The sequence below is a fragment of the Microcoleus sp. Z1_B2 genome (genome assembly GCF_036700325.1).
GTDB lineage: Bacteria > Cyanobacteriota > Cyanobacteriia > Cyanobacteriales > Microcoleaceae > Microcoleus.
The window spans coordinates 1-16188 of record NZ_JAUBOQ010000069.1; the positions used below are offsets into that span (position 1 = coordinate 1).

General features: G+C 45.9%; 13 protein-coding genes. 5 read left to right on the top strand and 8 right to left on the bottom strand.

The window, feature by feature from the left end; genetic code table 11:
- Positions 1–321 precede the first annotated feature (321 nt).
- The 3 genes from QT984_RS27395 to QT984_RS27405 all read left to right on the top strand — a co-directional run bounded on the left by QT984_RS27395 (position 322) and on the right by QT984_RS27405 (position 2483).
- Positions 322–510, top strand: coding sequence for a WD40 repeat domain-containing protein (locus tag QT984_RS27395; protein ID WP_445243060.1), 189 nt, complete (start codon positions 322–324; stop codon positions 508–510).
- Positions 507–1631 (top strand): ATP-binding protein, encoded by a 1125-nt coding sequence (locus tag QT984_RS27400; protein WP_333375363.1) that lies wholly within the window; start codon positions 507–509, stop codon positions 1629–1631. Before QT984_RS27395 ends, QT984_RS27400 begins: the two co-directional genes overlap by 4 nt.
- A 270-nt stretch (positions 1632–1901) precedes the next feature.
- On the top strand, positions 1902–2483 hold the full coding sequence (locus QT984_RS27405) for an HAD family hydrolase (protein ID WP_333056940.1): 582 nt from the start codon (positions 1902–1904) through the stop codon (positions 2481–2483).
- 15 nt (positions 2484–2498) lie between these two features.
- On the opposite strand, the gene QT984_RS27410 is transcribed toward QT984_RS27405, so the two are convergent.
- The 5 genes from QT984_RS27410 to ftsH2 form a co-directional block, all read right to left on the bottom strand.
- Positions 2499–3722, bottom strand: a complete 1224-nt coding sequence (locus QT984_RS27410) for an ATP-binding protein (RefSeq protein ID WP_333056942.1) — start codon at positions 3720–3722, stop codon at positions 2499–2501.
- Between the two features lie 6 nt (positions 3723–3728).
- Entirely contained in the window at positions 3729–6656 is a 2928-nt protein-coding gene (locus QT984_RS27415) for a PAS domain S-box protein (protein WP_333056944.1), read from the bottom strand.
- A 259-nt stretch (positions 6657–6915) separates the two neighbouring features.
- On the bottom strand, positions 6916–8205 hold the full coding sequence (locus QT984_RS27420) for an aminopeptidase P N-terminal domain-containing protein (protein ID WP_333056946.1): 1290 nt from the start codon (positions 8203–8205) through the stop codon (positions 6916–6918).
- A gap of 132 nt (positions 8206–8337) precedes the next feature.
- Positions 8338–8748: a hypothetical protein gene (locus tag QT984_RS27425; protein ID WP_333056948.1), complete on the bottom strand. Its 411-nt coding sequence runs from the start codon at positions 8746–8748 to the stop codon at positions 8338–8340.
- 133 nt (positions 8749–8881) lie between these two features.
- Positions 8882–10768 (bottom strand): ATP-dependent zinc metalloprotease FtsH2, encoded by a 1887-nt coding sequence (gene ftsH2, locus QT984_RS27430; RefSeq protein WP_333056949.1) that lies wholly within the window; start codon positions 10766–10768, stop codon positions 8882–8884.
- A 404-nt stretch (positions 10769–11172) separates the two neighbouring features.
- On the opposite strand from ftsH2, the gene QT984_RS27435 reads away from it, so the two are divergent.
- Entirely contained in the window at positions 11173–12255 is a 1083-nt protein-coding gene (locus QT984_RS27435) for a ParM/StbA family protein (RefSeq protein ID WP_333041971.1), read from the top strand.
- A 20-nt stretch (positions 12256–12275) separates the two neighbouring features.
- Complete coding sequence (locus tag QT984_RS27440) at positions 12276–12794, top strand: hypothetical protein (RefSeq protein ID WP_333056950.1); 519 nt, start codon at positions 12276–12278, stop codon at positions 12792–12794.
- A 181-nt stretch (positions 12795–12975) separates the two neighbouring features.
- Here QT984_RS27440 and QT984_RS27445 read toward each other — a convergent pair whose 3' ends face one another.
- The 3 genes from QT984_RS27445 to QT984_RS27455 all read right to left on the bottom strand — a co-directional run bounded on the left by QT984_RS27445 (position 12976) and on the right by QT984_RS27455 (position 16171).
- Positions 12976–13899, bottom strand: coding sequence for a hypothetical protein (locus QT984_RS27445; RefSeq protein WP_333262532.1), 924 nt, complete (start codon positions 13897–13899; stop codon positions 12976–12978).
- A gap of 246 nt (positions 13900–14145) precedes the next feature.
- Positions 14146–15543: a magnesium transporter gene (gene mgtE / locus QT984_RS27450; protein WP_333056952.1), complete on the bottom strand. Its 1398-nt coding sequence runs from the start codon at positions 15541–15543 to the stop codon at positions 14146–14148.
- Between the two features lie 304 nt (positions 15544–15847).
- Positions 15848–16171, bottom strand: coding sequence for a hypothetical protein (locus tag QT984_RS27455; RefSeq protein WP_333211537.1), 324 nt, complete (start codon positions 16169–16171; stop codon positions 15848–15850).
- Positions 16172–16188: the final 17 nt, after the last annotated feature.

A 16188-nucleotide genomic window follows, 5' to 3' on the forward strand; every position in this document is an offset into this window, starting at 1 on the left:
TTTGTTGATTTTGTAAATCAAATCTTGAGTGTTTACTTATCTTAACATGATTTGGTTTTTTTACGCCTACCTACTTAATGCGGCAATAAATATCAGAAATGAAGGTTTGCGATTATTGGCGTTAGGAACTAGCGCTACTGCCCTTGGAGGGGATGTAAGACCAAAACTATCAGGAGGTAAAAAATCTCTGATAGTCGAGGCAATCCCTGATGAATTGGGAAGCCTACACTGTAGCGTCAGCGGGCGTGTAGGTAGTTCACTCTCAAAGGTCACAGCAAGTCGGTAAAAGCAGTCGCCGTCACCTCCGATGGCAAGCGGGCGATTTCTGGTTCAGATGACAATACCCTCAAAGTCTGGGATTTGTTGAGTGGAAATATCCTTGCTAGTTTCACGGCTGAAAGTTCGATCGCCTGTTGCGCGATCGCCCCCGATGGAGTCACAATTGTCGCAGGCGACGAATCCGGCCGCGTATATTTCCTGCGGCTAGAAGGGATGGAGGAACTAACATGAATTCCTTACCTCTCTCAACTCCCATCTCTACCGATTCTTACCCAAAAGAATTTCAGCAACTCCTGCGAGAAAAAACCGAGAATTTTGCAGGCCGCAAGTTTGTTTTTTCTGCGATATCCGACTTTCTGAACTCCCACAGCCGCGGTTATTTCACAATTGTCGGCACTCCCGGCTGCGGCAAAAGTTCCATCCTCGCCCAATATGTCAGGGCCCATCCTCGCAGTATCTATTACAACGCTGGAGTTGAGGGCAAAAATCGAGCTGAAGATTTTCTCGCTTCTGTCTGCACTCAACTGATTGACAAATACCTTGCCGCCAATGGGGAAACATCCGAAATTCTCAAGCTCAAATCTCAACTTCAAAATCTCGAATCCGATGATGGGAGTTGGTTTCTGTCTTTGTTGCTTCAGCAAATTAGCGATAAATTAGACTCTCGCCAAAAGTTGATAATAGTCATTGATTCTGTAGACGCGATCGCCCGCACCAGTCAGCCTCCCAGCACAAATCTGTTTTATCTGCCGAGATATTTGGGCGATCGTACTTATTTTATCCTCGCCCGCCGCCCGTTTTTGAGAGAGAAATCCGGTTTGTTAATTGAAACTCCCTCCCAAACTCTCGATTTAAGAGATTATCCCGCCCAAAATCGCGAAGATGCCCTGAACTACATTCAGCAATACCTATCAACCGCACCGGATTTAACTCAACCCGAATTCTGCCAACAACTCGCCACTGTCAGCGAAAACAATTTCATGTATCTGAGTCAGATGTTAAGGGCGATCGCCGAGAATTCACGCCCCGATGCTAATCTGGGAGAGTCCTCACTTCTCTCTGAACTTCCTCCCGGTTTAGCAGCGTATTATCAAAACCACTGGCTGCGGATGACAGGTGATGGCTTATCGGCGATCGACTTGTCTGCGATCAATGTTTTGGTAAAATCCCCAACAGGTTTGTCTGTAAGTGTGATCGCCAATATAATTGATCGGGATGAATACGATGTTGAAAAAGTGTTAGACAATTGGATCGAGTTCTTAAATAAACAAGAAATTGGAGGAGAAATTTGCTATAGTTTGTATCATAATAGTTTCCGCGAATGGCTAGGCAAACAATCTATTTTAGAATGATGATGAGGACACGGCGCCGTGTCCATTGGAGTCAACAAACACGTTAAACCGATAGTCCGACAGGGGTTGAAACCCCTGCCTCAAAGCTGAACTCCTCTAAAAGAGGACTAATGAATGAGTCAGTCCTCTTTTAGAGGACTTTCGCTATTAGACAGGGAATTCATTCCCTGGCGGACTGGCGGGTAGGCGGGAGGACTAGCCGACGAAAAGCTTAAGTAATATCAATTCCGATGCCACCGAGTTTTATATTATATCAAAAACAATACAACAATGAAACGAGCAGTATTTCTTGACAGAGATGGCGTCCTCAATATCGAAGCTGGTTACATTCACAAAGTAGAAGATTTGCATTTAATCCCCGGAGTCGCCCAAGCTGTACGCCGTTTAAATGACCAACAAATATTTTGCTGTCTGGTTTCCAATCAATCCGGCCCAGCGAGGAATTATTATCCGGTTAGCCACGTAGAAGCTTTGCACAAACGCCTTTGTCAGCTATTAGAAAATGAAGCAGGAGCCAAGTTAAATGCTCTTTATTACTGTCCTTATTTAAGCGCAGCAGAAGGCGGAACCAACCCAGAATTTACGCGCTATACAACCTGGCGAAAACCCAATACGGGGATGTTGGTAGCGGCCGCTTGGGAACAGGATTTAGATTTGCGAAATAGTTTTATGGTGGGGGATAAAGCGACTGATGTTGATATGGCTCACAATGCCGGCTGTACTGGTATTTTGGTGCAGACTGGTTACGGGGAAAGCGTGTTGAGTGGGGAGTATCAGCACCATACTAAACCGGATTTTATTGCAGCAAATTTAGCGGTGGCGGTGGAGTGGATTTTGCAACAGTTTGATTAGTGTTTGTAGGGGCATTTAAGTTTTTTGCCGTTGAGTCGAACAGGAAAGTGCTACGTAAGGAAGGGCGACGGTGAAGGTTGTACCAACGCCGATTTTGCTTTCGCAGGCGATCGCCCCTCCTTGCAATTCCACAGCTTTTTTAACAATTGTTAATCCCAAACCATTACCTTTAATTTTCCCACTATTCTTGCAGCGGTAGAACATTTCAAATATTTTCCCTACTTCGGTTTCTGGGATGCCGATACCTTGGTCTCGGATACGTATAATTAGTGAGGGAGAGTTAATTTTTGTAAATTGGGAATTGGGAAACAAACACTGAGGAGACAAGCAGAAAATAGCTTCTTTGTCTCCTTCGCTTGCTGGACGGCATTCCAATTCCAAGGTGACTTGCCCGCCGTTGGGAGAATATTTGATGGCATTGACGATTAAGTTAGAAATAATGCCGTGCAGCAATTGTTGATCTAATATTGCACTGGTAACATCTGACGGGATTAATGTTAGTTTGTGCTTGGCTTCATTTCCTAACTGCAATTGAGCGAGCAAGTCTTGACAAAATTCGACTAAATTTATCGGTAATGGATTGCATTTGAGTTGGCCTGCTTCTGCTCGACCCATAAACAGCATATCATCGATTAGCTGGTTCATCTTTTGGGTAGCTGAGTGCACCAGCCGCAGGGTTCTAACTTGGGATTCGTCACTGCTGCGAGTTCGATCGAGAAGTTCCGCAGAGATTAAAATCGCGTTGAGGGGATTCCGCAATTCGTGAGCGGCCATTGAAATATACTGGTTTTGGCGGTGCGATTTTTCTTCCACCGACTCTCTGACTGCTTCCGCGGCTTTGAGAGATTCTCGCATCTTGGTTTCGATTTCGTGTCTGTGCAGGGCAATCTCGATCGCCACCCGCAAATCATTTTGTTGAAATGGTTTGATAATATAACCGAATGGATCTGTAAGTTTCGCTCTTTGCAGCGTTTGATCGTCGGCATAAGCTGTTAAAAATATTGTCGGCACATTCCTATTAGTTCGGATTTTCTCGGCTGCTGTTACCCCGTCCATGTCACCTTTAAGCACGATATCCATCAACACTAAGTCGGGCGGGTTTTCGATCGCTTTTTTAATTGCTTCTTCTCCTGAAGAAACTGTAGCTGTTACTACATATCCCAGTTTTTTTAATCGACCTGCTATGTCTTGGGCTACAATAACTTCGTCTTCTACAACCAAAATTTGTATAGGGTTCATTTTTTGTTAAATACGCTGCCGATAATTTAACTCTTGGAAAATCAGACTGTAGCAGGTTCCACGCTGACTGTCAATGGCAATACTCGCCTCTAATTGGTAAGCCAACATTTTTACTAATCGCAATCCTAATGTTTCAGTATTTTCCAAGTCAAAATTCGCCGAAAATCCGCGACCGTTATCTTGAATAGTTAAATGAAATTGGGAATTATTTATTTCATGAAAATTGATGGATATTTCACCAGCAAGACTTGAGATAAAAGCATATTTTAAAGAGTTAGAGACCAGTTCGTTAATAATTAAACCGCACGGGATTGCTGTTTCTATGTTTAAATAAATGGGGTCAACTTTGAGATTAAATTTGATTGAAGTGTTGCCGCAACCAAAAGATTGATACAAATTAGCAACCAAGTTTTCGACGTAGGGGGAGAGGGCGATCCGATCGAGATGTTCGGATTGATAAAGTTGCTCGTGAATCAGAGCCATTGAATGGATGCGGGTCTGGCTTTCTTCAAATAAAGTTAGCGTCGCTTCGTCTTCAATGTATTGAGCTTGAAGTTGCAGCAAGCTGGAAATTACCTGCATATTATTTTTGACTCGGTGGTGAATTTCTTTGAGCAATACTTCTTTTTCGCGGAGTGCTGCTTGGATGCGGGCATCGGTCAATTTGCGATCGCTGATATCTTCGCCAATACCCGCGATGCGGTAAATTTTACCCGATTCGTCGTAAATGGGAAAAGCTCGATCGCACACCCAGCGAATTGTGCCCTCTGGCAAAAAAATCCGATATTCGGTATTGGTGGACTCGCCCTGCAACACTCGCCCCATTGCCTCTTCCAACAGGATTTTATCTTCTGGATGCACCCACTCCATCATTTTTAATGGATCAGCATACAATTCTTCGCGACTGCGCCCCCAGATTTGTTCGTAAGCTGGACTCAGATACAATAAATCGGTGAATTCTGCAGACATTAGCCAGACGGAATCTTGGATATTTTCTGCTAGCTGGCGGAAGCGTTCTTCACTTTCACGAATGGTTTTTTCTGCCTGTTTGCTTTCACTTATATCTTCTGCAATGCCAACGATGCGGTAAACTTGACCAGCTTGATTTCTAATCGGAAAAGCCCGAGCGCGAATCCAGCGAATTTGGCCGTCAGGTCTGAAAATTCGATATTCGATATCCTTTTCAGACTCCATTTGTTTCGTGAAGGTAGCAATAACGCGGTCGCGATCTTCTGGATGGAAAGACTCTGTAAAAAAGCGCCCGTAAGCATACAAATCAGCACAGCTTCTGCCCCATATTTTTGCATAAGCCGGACTAATATAAATAATTTCCTGGGGTTGAACGTTTACCATCCAAAACACGCTTTCAATGTTTTCTGCTAGCTGTCGGAACCTTTCTTCGCTCTCTTTCAGTGCTGCTTCGGTTTTTTTGCGATCGCTAATATCTTCTGTCACTACTACATTGTAAATTGCCCCACTCAGCGGTTCTTTGATTAGCGATACTGTAATATTTACCCAAACTACAGTGCCGTCTTTGTGCAGCAAGCGTTTTTCCATTTTAAAACTGTCAATTTTTCCGGCAAATAATTTCTTGTTTTGTTCTAAATCTGCATCTATATCTTCTGGGTAAGTAACGTCCATCCAAGTTCGCGACAGCAGTTCAGTCGCAGTATATCCCACTATCTCGCAGAATTTTTGATTGACTCGCAAATAGCGGCCTGTTGCGTCAGGGTGCGTAATACCGACTGCCGCTTGTTCGACGGTGGCCCGAAAGCGTTCTTCGCTATCTCTGAGGGTTGCTTCTGCTTTTTTGCGATCGCTAATATCGCGCTGCACGCCAAAATAGCCCACGATTCTGCCGTGGGAATCGTAAATGCAAATATAGTCGCCTTCCACCCAAATTAGAGCCCCGTCAAACTTGCGATTGTCATTTTCGATGTGGATTCTGCCCGCATCAAAAAATTCCCTGATTATCTCTCTGCCACCAGTCAAGTTGTGCGATAACAAAGAGTAAAGCGTGCGACCAATAAACTCTTCCCTAGTACCCCCGTATTGAGCTATCAAAGCATCATTTGCCTTCGTTACCCGCCCGTTAGTAAATACATAATCCAAAACTTTTTCTTTGTCAACTGTATCGTCCCAGTGCACTGGTTCGTCCAGCATCATAAATAAAAAACCATCTAAAGATTGAGAGAAAAACAATTCTAGCTGTTCCTGGCTTTCTCGCAAAGCTTCTTCTGCCTGCCAGCGATAGATAATTTCTTCCCGCAATTGAGTGTTAGCTGTTTTTAAGTCTTCTGTGCGCTTTTGATATTTAATTTTTAGCTGATTTTTGATTTCTTGCAGCGCTATTTCTGCCTGTTTTTTTTCGGTGATATCATGAGTAACTACCATGCCGGCAAAAATTTCTTCTCGGTCGTTTTTGACGGGAACAGTTGTTGTTAAATAAACGCGATCGCCGTATTTATATTCAAAAGTATTCTCTTTTCCTGCCAAAGCAGCGCGATATGTAGTCTCAAAAAGTTGCCAATCTTCAGGTGGCGATGCTTCCCACAATGTTTTGCCTTCCAACAGTTCTTTGGACAAACCAACTACTGCCAAACCTTGGCCGTCAACCAGAGTATAGCGCAAATCGCGATCGAACAAAAACACCGACCCATTGGGATAATGTTTGATGAGAGTTCGGTACATTTCCTGGCTTTTTTCCAGAGATGTGATTAACCCAATGCGATCGTCCTCGATGATATCAAATTCTGTTGCCGAACCCGAAAAGCCAGCATTCTCGACTGCTTTGAGTTGTGCTTCTAATTTCTGGCACAATTCTCTCTGCTGCTGCAAATCCTCTTCTAGTTGTAGAATTTTTGCTTTTTGCTCTGCTACTAATGCTTCGCAGGTTTCCAGAGGTCGATCGATCTTGGTAGGATCAATACACATAATTGCTCTAGGTTTAGCAGTTGCGGACTTGAGCTTTTTCAAGTTAATACTAACTCACATTTTGCACCATTGTCAGCAACAGGCTTTCCGGCCTGTTTCACAAGAAAATTTATCTTTTGTGGAACAGGCCGGAAAGCCTGTTCATAAAAGGCTAATTGAGAAGGGTGCAATATCTCAATACTAACAAAGCTCAAGCCTTTACTGCCAACTTAATTAATCAATCTTTCTTGACTTATCCCCAAAGCCTTCTACTTTTCCTTTATTTAGGAACTCCCGCCGTCAAGACTTCATGACTTTCCAATGTCACCAAAACATCATCTTCAATTCTCACGCCAATACCGCGCCATTTTTCAGGAACCTCCGGCTGTCCTTCAACCGGTTTAATATAAGGAGAAATATAAATCCCCGGTTCCACCGTCAGCACTTGTCCTGCCTGCAAAACTTGCGGATTTTCGCCGTACTGATAAACGCCGACATCATGTACATCCAATCCCAGCCAATGACCAGTGCGGTGCATATAAAATGGCTTGTATTTCTCTTCTTTAATTATCTCTTCAATGTCCCCCACCAAAAGTTTTAAATCCATTAAACCTTCCACCAAAACGCGCACCGCTGTTTCGTGAATTTTGCTGTAAGGATTTCCGGGATATACTTGACTAATTGCCTGCAATTGTGCTTGCAAAACTAAGTCATAAATTATCTGTTGTTCAGTTGTAAATTTGCCACTAACAGGAAAGGTACGAGTAATATCAGCGTTGTAGTAGTCGCAAGCACAACCGGCATCTATTAGCAACAAATCGTTTTCCTGCATTTGGCGGTTGTTTTCGATGTAGTGGAGGACGCAGGAATTGTAGCCGGATGCAACAATTGAAGGGTAAGCGGGAGTGCAGCCATTTAAGCCGAAAGTATGTTCTATTTCAGCTTGAATTTCATATTCGTATCTGCCCGGTTTAGCGAATTCTTGGGCGCGGTTGTGCGCTGCAACTGAGATATTAGCGGCTTTTCGCATTAATGCTAATTCAGTTTCGCTTTTCACCAGCCGCATTGGGTGTAAAATGATGTTGGAATCTTCGATTGCTGTCGGGCCTGTGCCACGTTTGGGATAGGTTGCCATCAAGCGCTGCCAGTGATTGAGGACTGTTTGGTCGAAACTACGATCGCGCCCGAAGTGATAATATATGCGATCGGCTTTTTCTAAATATTTCGGCAATTTTTCCGCAAGTTCATTAATCGGGAAAGCTTCATCCGCGCCGTACAATTCCTTAGCGCCTTCTACTCCGGCACGATAACCGTGCCAAGTTTCTTTTTCCAAGTCTTTTGGCTGCACAAACAAAACAAATTTGTGTTCTTCGTGGTGTGGCGCGAGCACCGCTACCGCCCCAGCTTCGTTGAAACCGGTTAAGTAGAAAAAATCGCTATCTTGTCGGTAGGCATATTCTACATCGTTGTGCATGACGGCAGCGGGGGCGCTGCGAAATATCGCCGTCCCGCTGCCAATTTGGGCCATTAATTGTTCGCGTCTTTGCCGATATTCGGTGGGGTTTGTCATCCGATTTTAGATTTTAGATTTTAGATTTTAGATTGAGTGTCATATTAACACTCGGCGGTTTCAAGCGCTGTCAAACTTGCACCCGCAAGGCAAGGGTGGAAGATATAGGTGTCTGTTTTTTTCTGGGTCTACTTATTTATTCTCTTGTTCTGCGATCGCCAATTTACAAGTATAGTCAACCAGCCGAGACAAAGATGAGTGGCCATCGACTAAAGTCCATTTCGGAGAGAAATTCGACCAATTTTCGCCATCTTGGCTAACTCTGACAGTTCTCAACTGTCGTTGCTGGCAGTCAACTTCCATTTGCGCCAACAATTTATCGTTACTAAACTGTTGACTTACTAAAATAGTTCTGACTGGATAAGAGGGAGCACCGGGAATATCGGATTTGCTTAATTCAACGCTGCTGGAGTCGATACAAATATCTACAAAACATCTTGATTTTTCGGCGCGGGCGCTCAAAGTATTGACACCAACACAAATAAAAGCTGCTATAAAAAAAAATGACAAATTCTTAGTATGTAGGGCCAATGTAGTATTCATCTGCGTTAATTGGCGTTTAGGGGCGGTTTAATATTATTGACAGTTTAATAAAAAAGTAGGGACGTGGCAATAGTCTTGCGTCCCTACTTTTTAAAGACACGGCAATGCCGTGTCCGTAATGTTCAAACAAGTATTAAAGCTGAGGAACGTATTGTTCTTTTTCAGGAACAAAAGTGTATTCAGAGACGATTAGGCGCAACTCTTCGCCGTCGATAGTTTCTTTTTCAATCAACAAATCGACTAAGCGATCGATCACGGTGCGATTTTCGCGAATAATTCGGCGGGCGTCGTCGTAGCAGTGATCGACAATTGCTCGAACTTGTCCGTCAATCCGAGAGGCTATTTCTTCGGAATATTCCGATCGCGCTGTGTAGTCGCGGCCGAGGAAAATTTCGCTTTGCTGGGCTTCCAGGGCGATCGGGCCCAAGGTAGACATCCCGTAGCGAGTTACCATTTGGCGCGCCATACCGCTGACTTGCTGCAAGTCGTTGCCGGCACCGGTGGTTACTTCGGCATCGCCGAAAACTACTTCTTCGGCTGCGCGGCCACCTAAAGCACCGCTAATCCGGGCTAAAATTTGCGATCTTGAAATCAAACCTTGGTCTTCGCTGGGCATGAACCAAGTCAAGCCCCGGGCCTGTCCGCGAGGAACTAAGGTAACTTTTTGAACTGGATCGTGGGCTTGAATGATTGTACCGACGATCGCGTGACCGATTTCGTGGTAAGCAATCAAGCGCTTGCTCTTGCTGTCCACCAAAGGAGTGCCTTCCATACCTGCTACCACGCGATCGACTGCATCGTCAATTTCGAGCATCGTAATCGCTTCTTTGCGGCGGCGTGCGGTTAAAATCGCAGCTTCGTTGAGCAAGTTAGCCAAATCAGCGCCGGTAAAACCCGGAGTGCGGCGGGCGATGGCGTCCAGAGAAATCTCTGGAGACAGCTTCTTGTTGCGCGCGTGAACTTCCAAAATTTCCAAGCGGCCTTTGATATCCGGCGTATCTACGGTAACTTGGCGGTCAAAACGTCCCGGACGCAGCAGCGCTGAGTCGAGCACGTCGGGGCGGTTCGTAGCAGCAATGATGATAATGCCAGTATTGCCCTCAAAACCGTCCATTTCGGTCAGCAACTGGTTCAGGGTTTGTTCCCGTTCGTCGTTACCGCCACCGATACCGGCGCCGCGCTGGCGGCCGACTGCATCGATTTCATCGATAAATATGATGCAAGGAGCATTTTCTTTAGCTTTCTTGAACAAGTCCCGAACGCGGGAAGCGCCGACACCGACGAACATTTCGACAAATTCTGAACCGGAGATGCTGAAGAAAGGCACGCCGGCTTCGCCTGCGATCGCTTTTGCCAAGAGGGTTTTACCGGTTCCGGGAGGGCCCACTAGCAGCACGCCTTTGGGAATCTTCGCCCCGACTGCGGTGAAGCGTTCGGGTTTTTTGAGGAATGTCACTACTTCTTGTAGTTCTTCTTTGGCTTCCTCAACGCCTGCTACGTCGTCGAACAGTACGCCTGTTTTAGCTTCCATTTGAAAGCGAGCTTTGGACTTGCCAAAGTTCATGGCTTGGCCAGGGCCCCCTGGCACGTTGCCACCGCGGCGGAAGAGGAAAAACAGCCCTCCTACTAACAAGAGGGGAAATACTAGATTGCCTAAAAGTCCCCAGACAGCGCCGTCGTTGCGTAGTGGGTGAGTGTCGAAGCTGATTTTGGAGTCTCTGAGCCTAGAAACCAGTTCCGGGGCATTTGATGGCAAGTCTACCCGCCACCGCTGCTCGTGATTGTCCAGTTCGGGATCGACTGCTAGGACAATAGCCGTCCGACCTCCGTCGTAAAGGTCAACGCTGGTCACTCGACCGGCGTTTAAGTAATCTAAGAATCGACCGTAGCTCAGGCGGGTGCTGGCGGTGTTCTTGCTCATTTCTGCCGGGGATGGCGCAAAGGCCCCCTGCCACAAGAAAAAGCCGATGACTAAGGCGGGTAAAGTCCAAAGTAGTATAGTTCGCCAAGAAATTTTCATAAACGCGGATGCCTTGAATTGGGGACAGATCGGGTAAGATCGCGGTGTGGGAGAAGTGCGACAAAAGTTTACACTCAGAATCTTAACTAAATTTAACTTAACAATGCACTCTCAGGCAACAGGCCGTATTGCCGCGATCGATCGAGAATACTCCTCGACCGAAACCATCCAGGGTACAAGCCCCCGGACCGCGGCCCCTGTTGTCGCCTCTAAAATCTAAAATCTAAAATCTAAAATCTAAAATCTATTAAGGGCGATCGTCCCGAATATAATGTTTGGTGCTGATTTCGATACCGATCTAGGTAGAGTTAGAAGAATCGCCGCAAAACCCACTGTCTTTAAGCGTGGCAGTGTCAAGGGATAAGGCATGATAATGGTGAGGCTCAGTGAGGTAACACATTTCAATGACAACTAGACAGCTTGTTCCTAATTCGGCTATGCTGACCCAGCAGACTAAAGTCGCTTCTAACAAATCGATTATTAGTGCTGATTTGGGTCGGACGGCAACTAAAGCTTGCGTGAGTCGCAACCCGAGTAGCGTTGTTTTCATCCCTGCCAACGTGGCTACTATGCCCGTAGAAAAGGTGCGGGGCGGCAGCTTTGAGTCCAAAGCAACAGACCCTCTGTTGGATATGTGGCTGGAGTACCAGGGCAAGGGCTACGCGATCGGTCAATTGGCAGCAGATTTTGGCGCTAATCTCGGTGGCGCTGACCAATCGAAAGTAGTAGATGCTTTGGTTAAGGTCTTTTCCTGTGCTGGATATTTCCAGATGAAAGGCGAAATAGCAGTTGTGCTGGGTTTGCCGTTTTATTCGCAGGATCAGTTTGAGAAGGAAAAGGAAGAGATTATCAGCCAACTGCGCTCTCCCCACGTTGTGGTGTACCGGGGCGAGCGGGTGGATATTAACATCAGTCACGTTTGGGTGATGCCGGAAGGGTTCGGCAGCCTGATTTGGTGCGAGGCTCAAGATAACAAGGAGTTTACGCCGGAGTTGCCGGAACTGTCGGTGGCTGTGGTTGATATCGGACACCAAACTACCGATTTGTTAATGGTCGATCGTTTCCGTTTCGCCCGGGCGGCTTCAAAGAGCGATTCCTTCGCAATGAACAAGTTCTACGAACAAGTTGCCTCAAAGATTCCGGGGGCAGACCCTCAATCTCTGTCTTTACTGGAAGCGGTGAATAAACCCGAAGGCCAGCGTTTCTACCGTCCCAGAGGAGCGACTAAGCCGACTAATTTAGATCCGATTATTAAGGACTTGCGGGAGGCTTTCGCTAACGAACTGTCCGAACGTTTGGTGCAGTGGCTGCCGGAACGTGTGACGGATGTGGTTCTGACTGGCGGTGGCGGCGAGTTTTTCTGGGAGGTTTTGCAACCTTTGCTTAAAGACGCCAATCTTAAGGCTCACTTGGCTCAGCCTTCCCGGAAAGCTAATGCTTTGGGACAGTTTATTTATGCTGAGGCTCAGCTAGCCACGATAAAGTAACGCATTAAGGCTTGAACCCTATGGCACTGTGGGCAAAAAATAAGGCGAATTTCTCGGTGGCGTTTACGGAAGATGCTGCGGATCAAACTTTGCTGGCCGCTATTGAAAAAGAGTTGGCTTTCACGAAGTATCAGACTTTCAGCAATCTCTGCAAGCAAGCTTTGTGGCAGTTTTTGTCTGTATCTGAGTCTGCTAGCTCTACACAGAACTTTCAGCGGTTGGAACAGCGTATTGCTGAACTTGTGGTGAAATTTGCTGAGTTTGAGCACAATGTTTCGGCAGAGGAATTAAGCCGTTTGGAGGGACTGGAACATCAACTGAGTCAACTCAGCGCGCAGTTGGATCAGTTGCAGGGGAGTGTTAACAGTAAGTTTGCTCAAGTTTCTTTTGCCCCAGTTTCAAAAGTAGTAGAGCCTGGCCCGATTGAGTCTGACTCTGTGGCGGATGATAATGTAGTGCCTGATGCTGAAGTTGCTCCTCCTCGGAATTCCGATCCTTTGTTGGAGCGTTTAAGTTCTTTGTTACCCCAAGATTTCTAAAATGAGGTAGACCCAGGCTAAAAAGCCTTGAGATGTAATGTTAGTGGCCCGCTGTTAGCAGCCGGTACTGAATACAGAAACAAAGCGATCGCTCTTTTGAAAAAAAAGGGCGATCGTTTTGTTATTGCCGATTTTAGATTTTAGATTTTAGATTTACTCATTTTTGTCTATACCATTCCCATTATTCGATTAATCCTAATTTTTGTAAGCGCGAACGAATGGCACTAGGCTGTCGCTGAAATCTCTGAGCTAATTCGTCAATTTGTTGACCGCTAGCATATTCTTTCTTCAAATTTTCGTCTTCATCCTGACTCCACTTGACATAAGCTCTGGGATATTTCTGGCGAATTTTCTCATTCTGGGTTTTAGGTCGATAACCATTCTTTTGCTCGCCATTCAAACCAGAACCCAACTGTGGGTTAATTTCCCCACCGCGATGGGCTAGCGCCTCTTGCACGCGGTTGGGAATCACAGCAATTTCTTCTGAGAGTTCCGCCAAAGCATTGTCTACTTTTTGCTGAAGTTCTGTTAGCTGCCGCTGCTGCAAATTGCCCCACTGTGGCAGTTCGTTGATAAACTGCTGCAAGTCCAGAATTATTGTGGTCAAAGTTTCGACTTGTTGCAATTCCGGTCGCTGTTTGAATTGGCGGCTGGTGAGTTCGATCTCGCTTTGAATCATTTTAATAGTTTTTTCTAAAATTATTAGTCGCTGGCGCAGGTTCTCAATTGCTGAAATTAGAGAGTGTACGTTTTCTCCAGGCCCAACATTGAGATTTTCGCGAGATGTTTGAGAAAGAGCTTCGTCTAAAGCATTTACAGCAAGTTGCAATTGCTCGATCGCGCGATCGGTAGTAGCTGCTTGTTGATTTACGCGATCGAACGTGGCCGCCGTACTTGCTTTAACTTGCTTGTGCAGCTTCTGTCGGTTCACAAAATTCAACACCAACGCAATCACGATCGCGCCTTGAGCATAAACGCTCTGTTCCCAAACCAAACTAGCAGCCAATCCCACAGCAGAGGCAGCAATAAAAACCACTTCAGCAGTTTCTAACAAATTGCTCGACGTGGGATTTTGGATTTTCGTTGGTGAATTGGATGATGACATAGGCTAATACCATTTTAGATTTTAGATTTTAGATTGTAGATTTTAGATTGGGAATGACTGAGGAAGCTCGGAGTTTGGAGCACGGGCCTATAGTTGCATTCTTTTTTTCAACTGGTGCAAGTATGCGGATAAAAATAAAGTACGCGCGACGGCAGATATCCGGTATGTAATCGCACGTAAACCCCGAATTTAGCAGTGGTGAAAAACAGATTAAGTTTTTTATTCACAGCCATGTAATTAAATATATTAAAGCTGCAAAATTTGTCGAGCTAAAGTGAAATAAATCAAGACCCCGAGGACATCAACTGCGGTGGTAATAAAAGGAGCAGACATTAAAGCCGGGTCTAAACCCAAAGAACGAAATAGAAACGGCAGAGCTGAACCGGCAAGAGAAGCTAAAATTGCGATCGCAAACAAACTCACTCCCACCGCGAGTGCCACTGCTAAACTCCCTTGCAAAGTATAAGCCCAGCCCGTCGCTACAGTCCCCAATATAGCTCCTAGCAGCGCTCCCGCCATCCCCTCGCGAACAATTACTTGAAACGGCCCCATTGCTGTAATTTCATCAGTGTTCAAACCGCGAATTACAACTGTTGAGGACTGAGCTCCGACATTGCCTCCAGTGCCAGTCAGCAGGGGAATAAAAGCTGCTAAGGCGACTACTTGGTTCAAAATATCTTCTTGAGCTCTAATAATTGCGCCGGTGACAGTATTAGTTAAAAGCAGAACAAACAGCCACACGACCCTTTTCCGGGCAACAGTGATTAAATCGGTCTGAAAATAATTGTCGCCGCCGGACTGGACGCCGCCCAAGGTATAAATATCTTTGGCTGCTTCTTGTTCTAAAATGTCGATCGCATCGTCAACTGTAATGATCCCGACTAGCCGCTGTTCGCGGTCTACAACGGGCACAGCTAAAAAATCGTAACGCTGGATTAGCCTAGCTACTTCTTCTTGATCCGTTCCTGTTTGAACAGAAACTACGTCGCGGGTCATAATTTCGCCGACGGTTTTGTCGAGGGGCGAAGTGACTAAATCCCGCAGGGATAAAATACCTGTCAAGCTGCGTCCGGCGTCAGTGACGTAAAGAGAATAAATTGTTTCGGTAGTTTTAGCCAAAGAGCGAATTCGGTCTAAAGCTTGGGCGACGGTAAAGCTTTCTTTGAGAGAAATGTATTCCGGGGTCATGATCCGACCGGCGGTACTGGCTTCGTAACCCAAAAGTTGAGCCGTAGCTTCCCGTTCCGTCGGGCTCAATTCACCCAACAGGCGACGGACTAATATTGCCGGCAGTTCGTCAAAGAGTTTAGCTCGATCGTCCGGGGACATTTTGTCTACAATGTCAATGACTTCTTGGCGTTTGAATTTTTCGCAGAGGGACTGCTGAACGCTGGAGTCGAGATATTCGTAGACTGCGATTGCTTCGTCTTTGGAAAGCAAGCGGAAAGCTATTACTTGCATGGTTTCTGGCAGGCCTTCGATAGCTTCAGCTATGTCTGCTTCCTGCACCGGGTGCAAAATCGCTTTTGCTCCTTTAAAGTCTCCTTCTTCCAACAGGGCCCTTAACTGCGATCGAACTAATTCCCGCAGTTCTTTTCGAGCGTAGGTGGGTAGAGAAGACGATTGATAATTTTTTTCTGTCACTGATGACCCTCCTAAACCTGTGCTGCGCGCCTTCCTGAATCCAGTTTAGAGCCTATTGACGCCACTGGTTGCAGCGATCGGACTTGCCCTGACAAGATCCGCACCTGACCACGAATTTCAAAGGTAGTACCCGCCACGTGATTTATCCGTGGAATCAATCCCAAATCGAAAATCGAAAATCACTTATTGCCCCCGCATTGATCCGTGGGGTCGCCTCTAAAATCTAAAATCTAAAATCTAAAATCGCGCAATCGATTGACCCCTATTCTTCTGGTGCGCGCCGACCACCTTGCCCGATTTGGGTTCAAATACATTTATCTTGAGCGGCAACACTCATCGGTAGGAAAGGAGAATTGCGCCCCAGCACTTTTTCCAACAGGTTTGTCGAACTTTGATTGCGAATATAATTATTGACTGTTTCTTGCCATTCAGTGTCACTTGCTGGCAATATCATGCCGTAAGAAATGCAGGTTAAAGGCTGCTCCGGTATCACAGAATATTGGCTTGGACTTAAACCCTGTCTCAGCGTTTCTCCTACTAACAGCATTCCGTCGCTAGCGAAGGCATCGATTGTTCCTGATACCGCATCTTTTACACCAGACTGTCGGCCCGCGATACCTTCATACAAAGGTGTAGGGCTAGGAT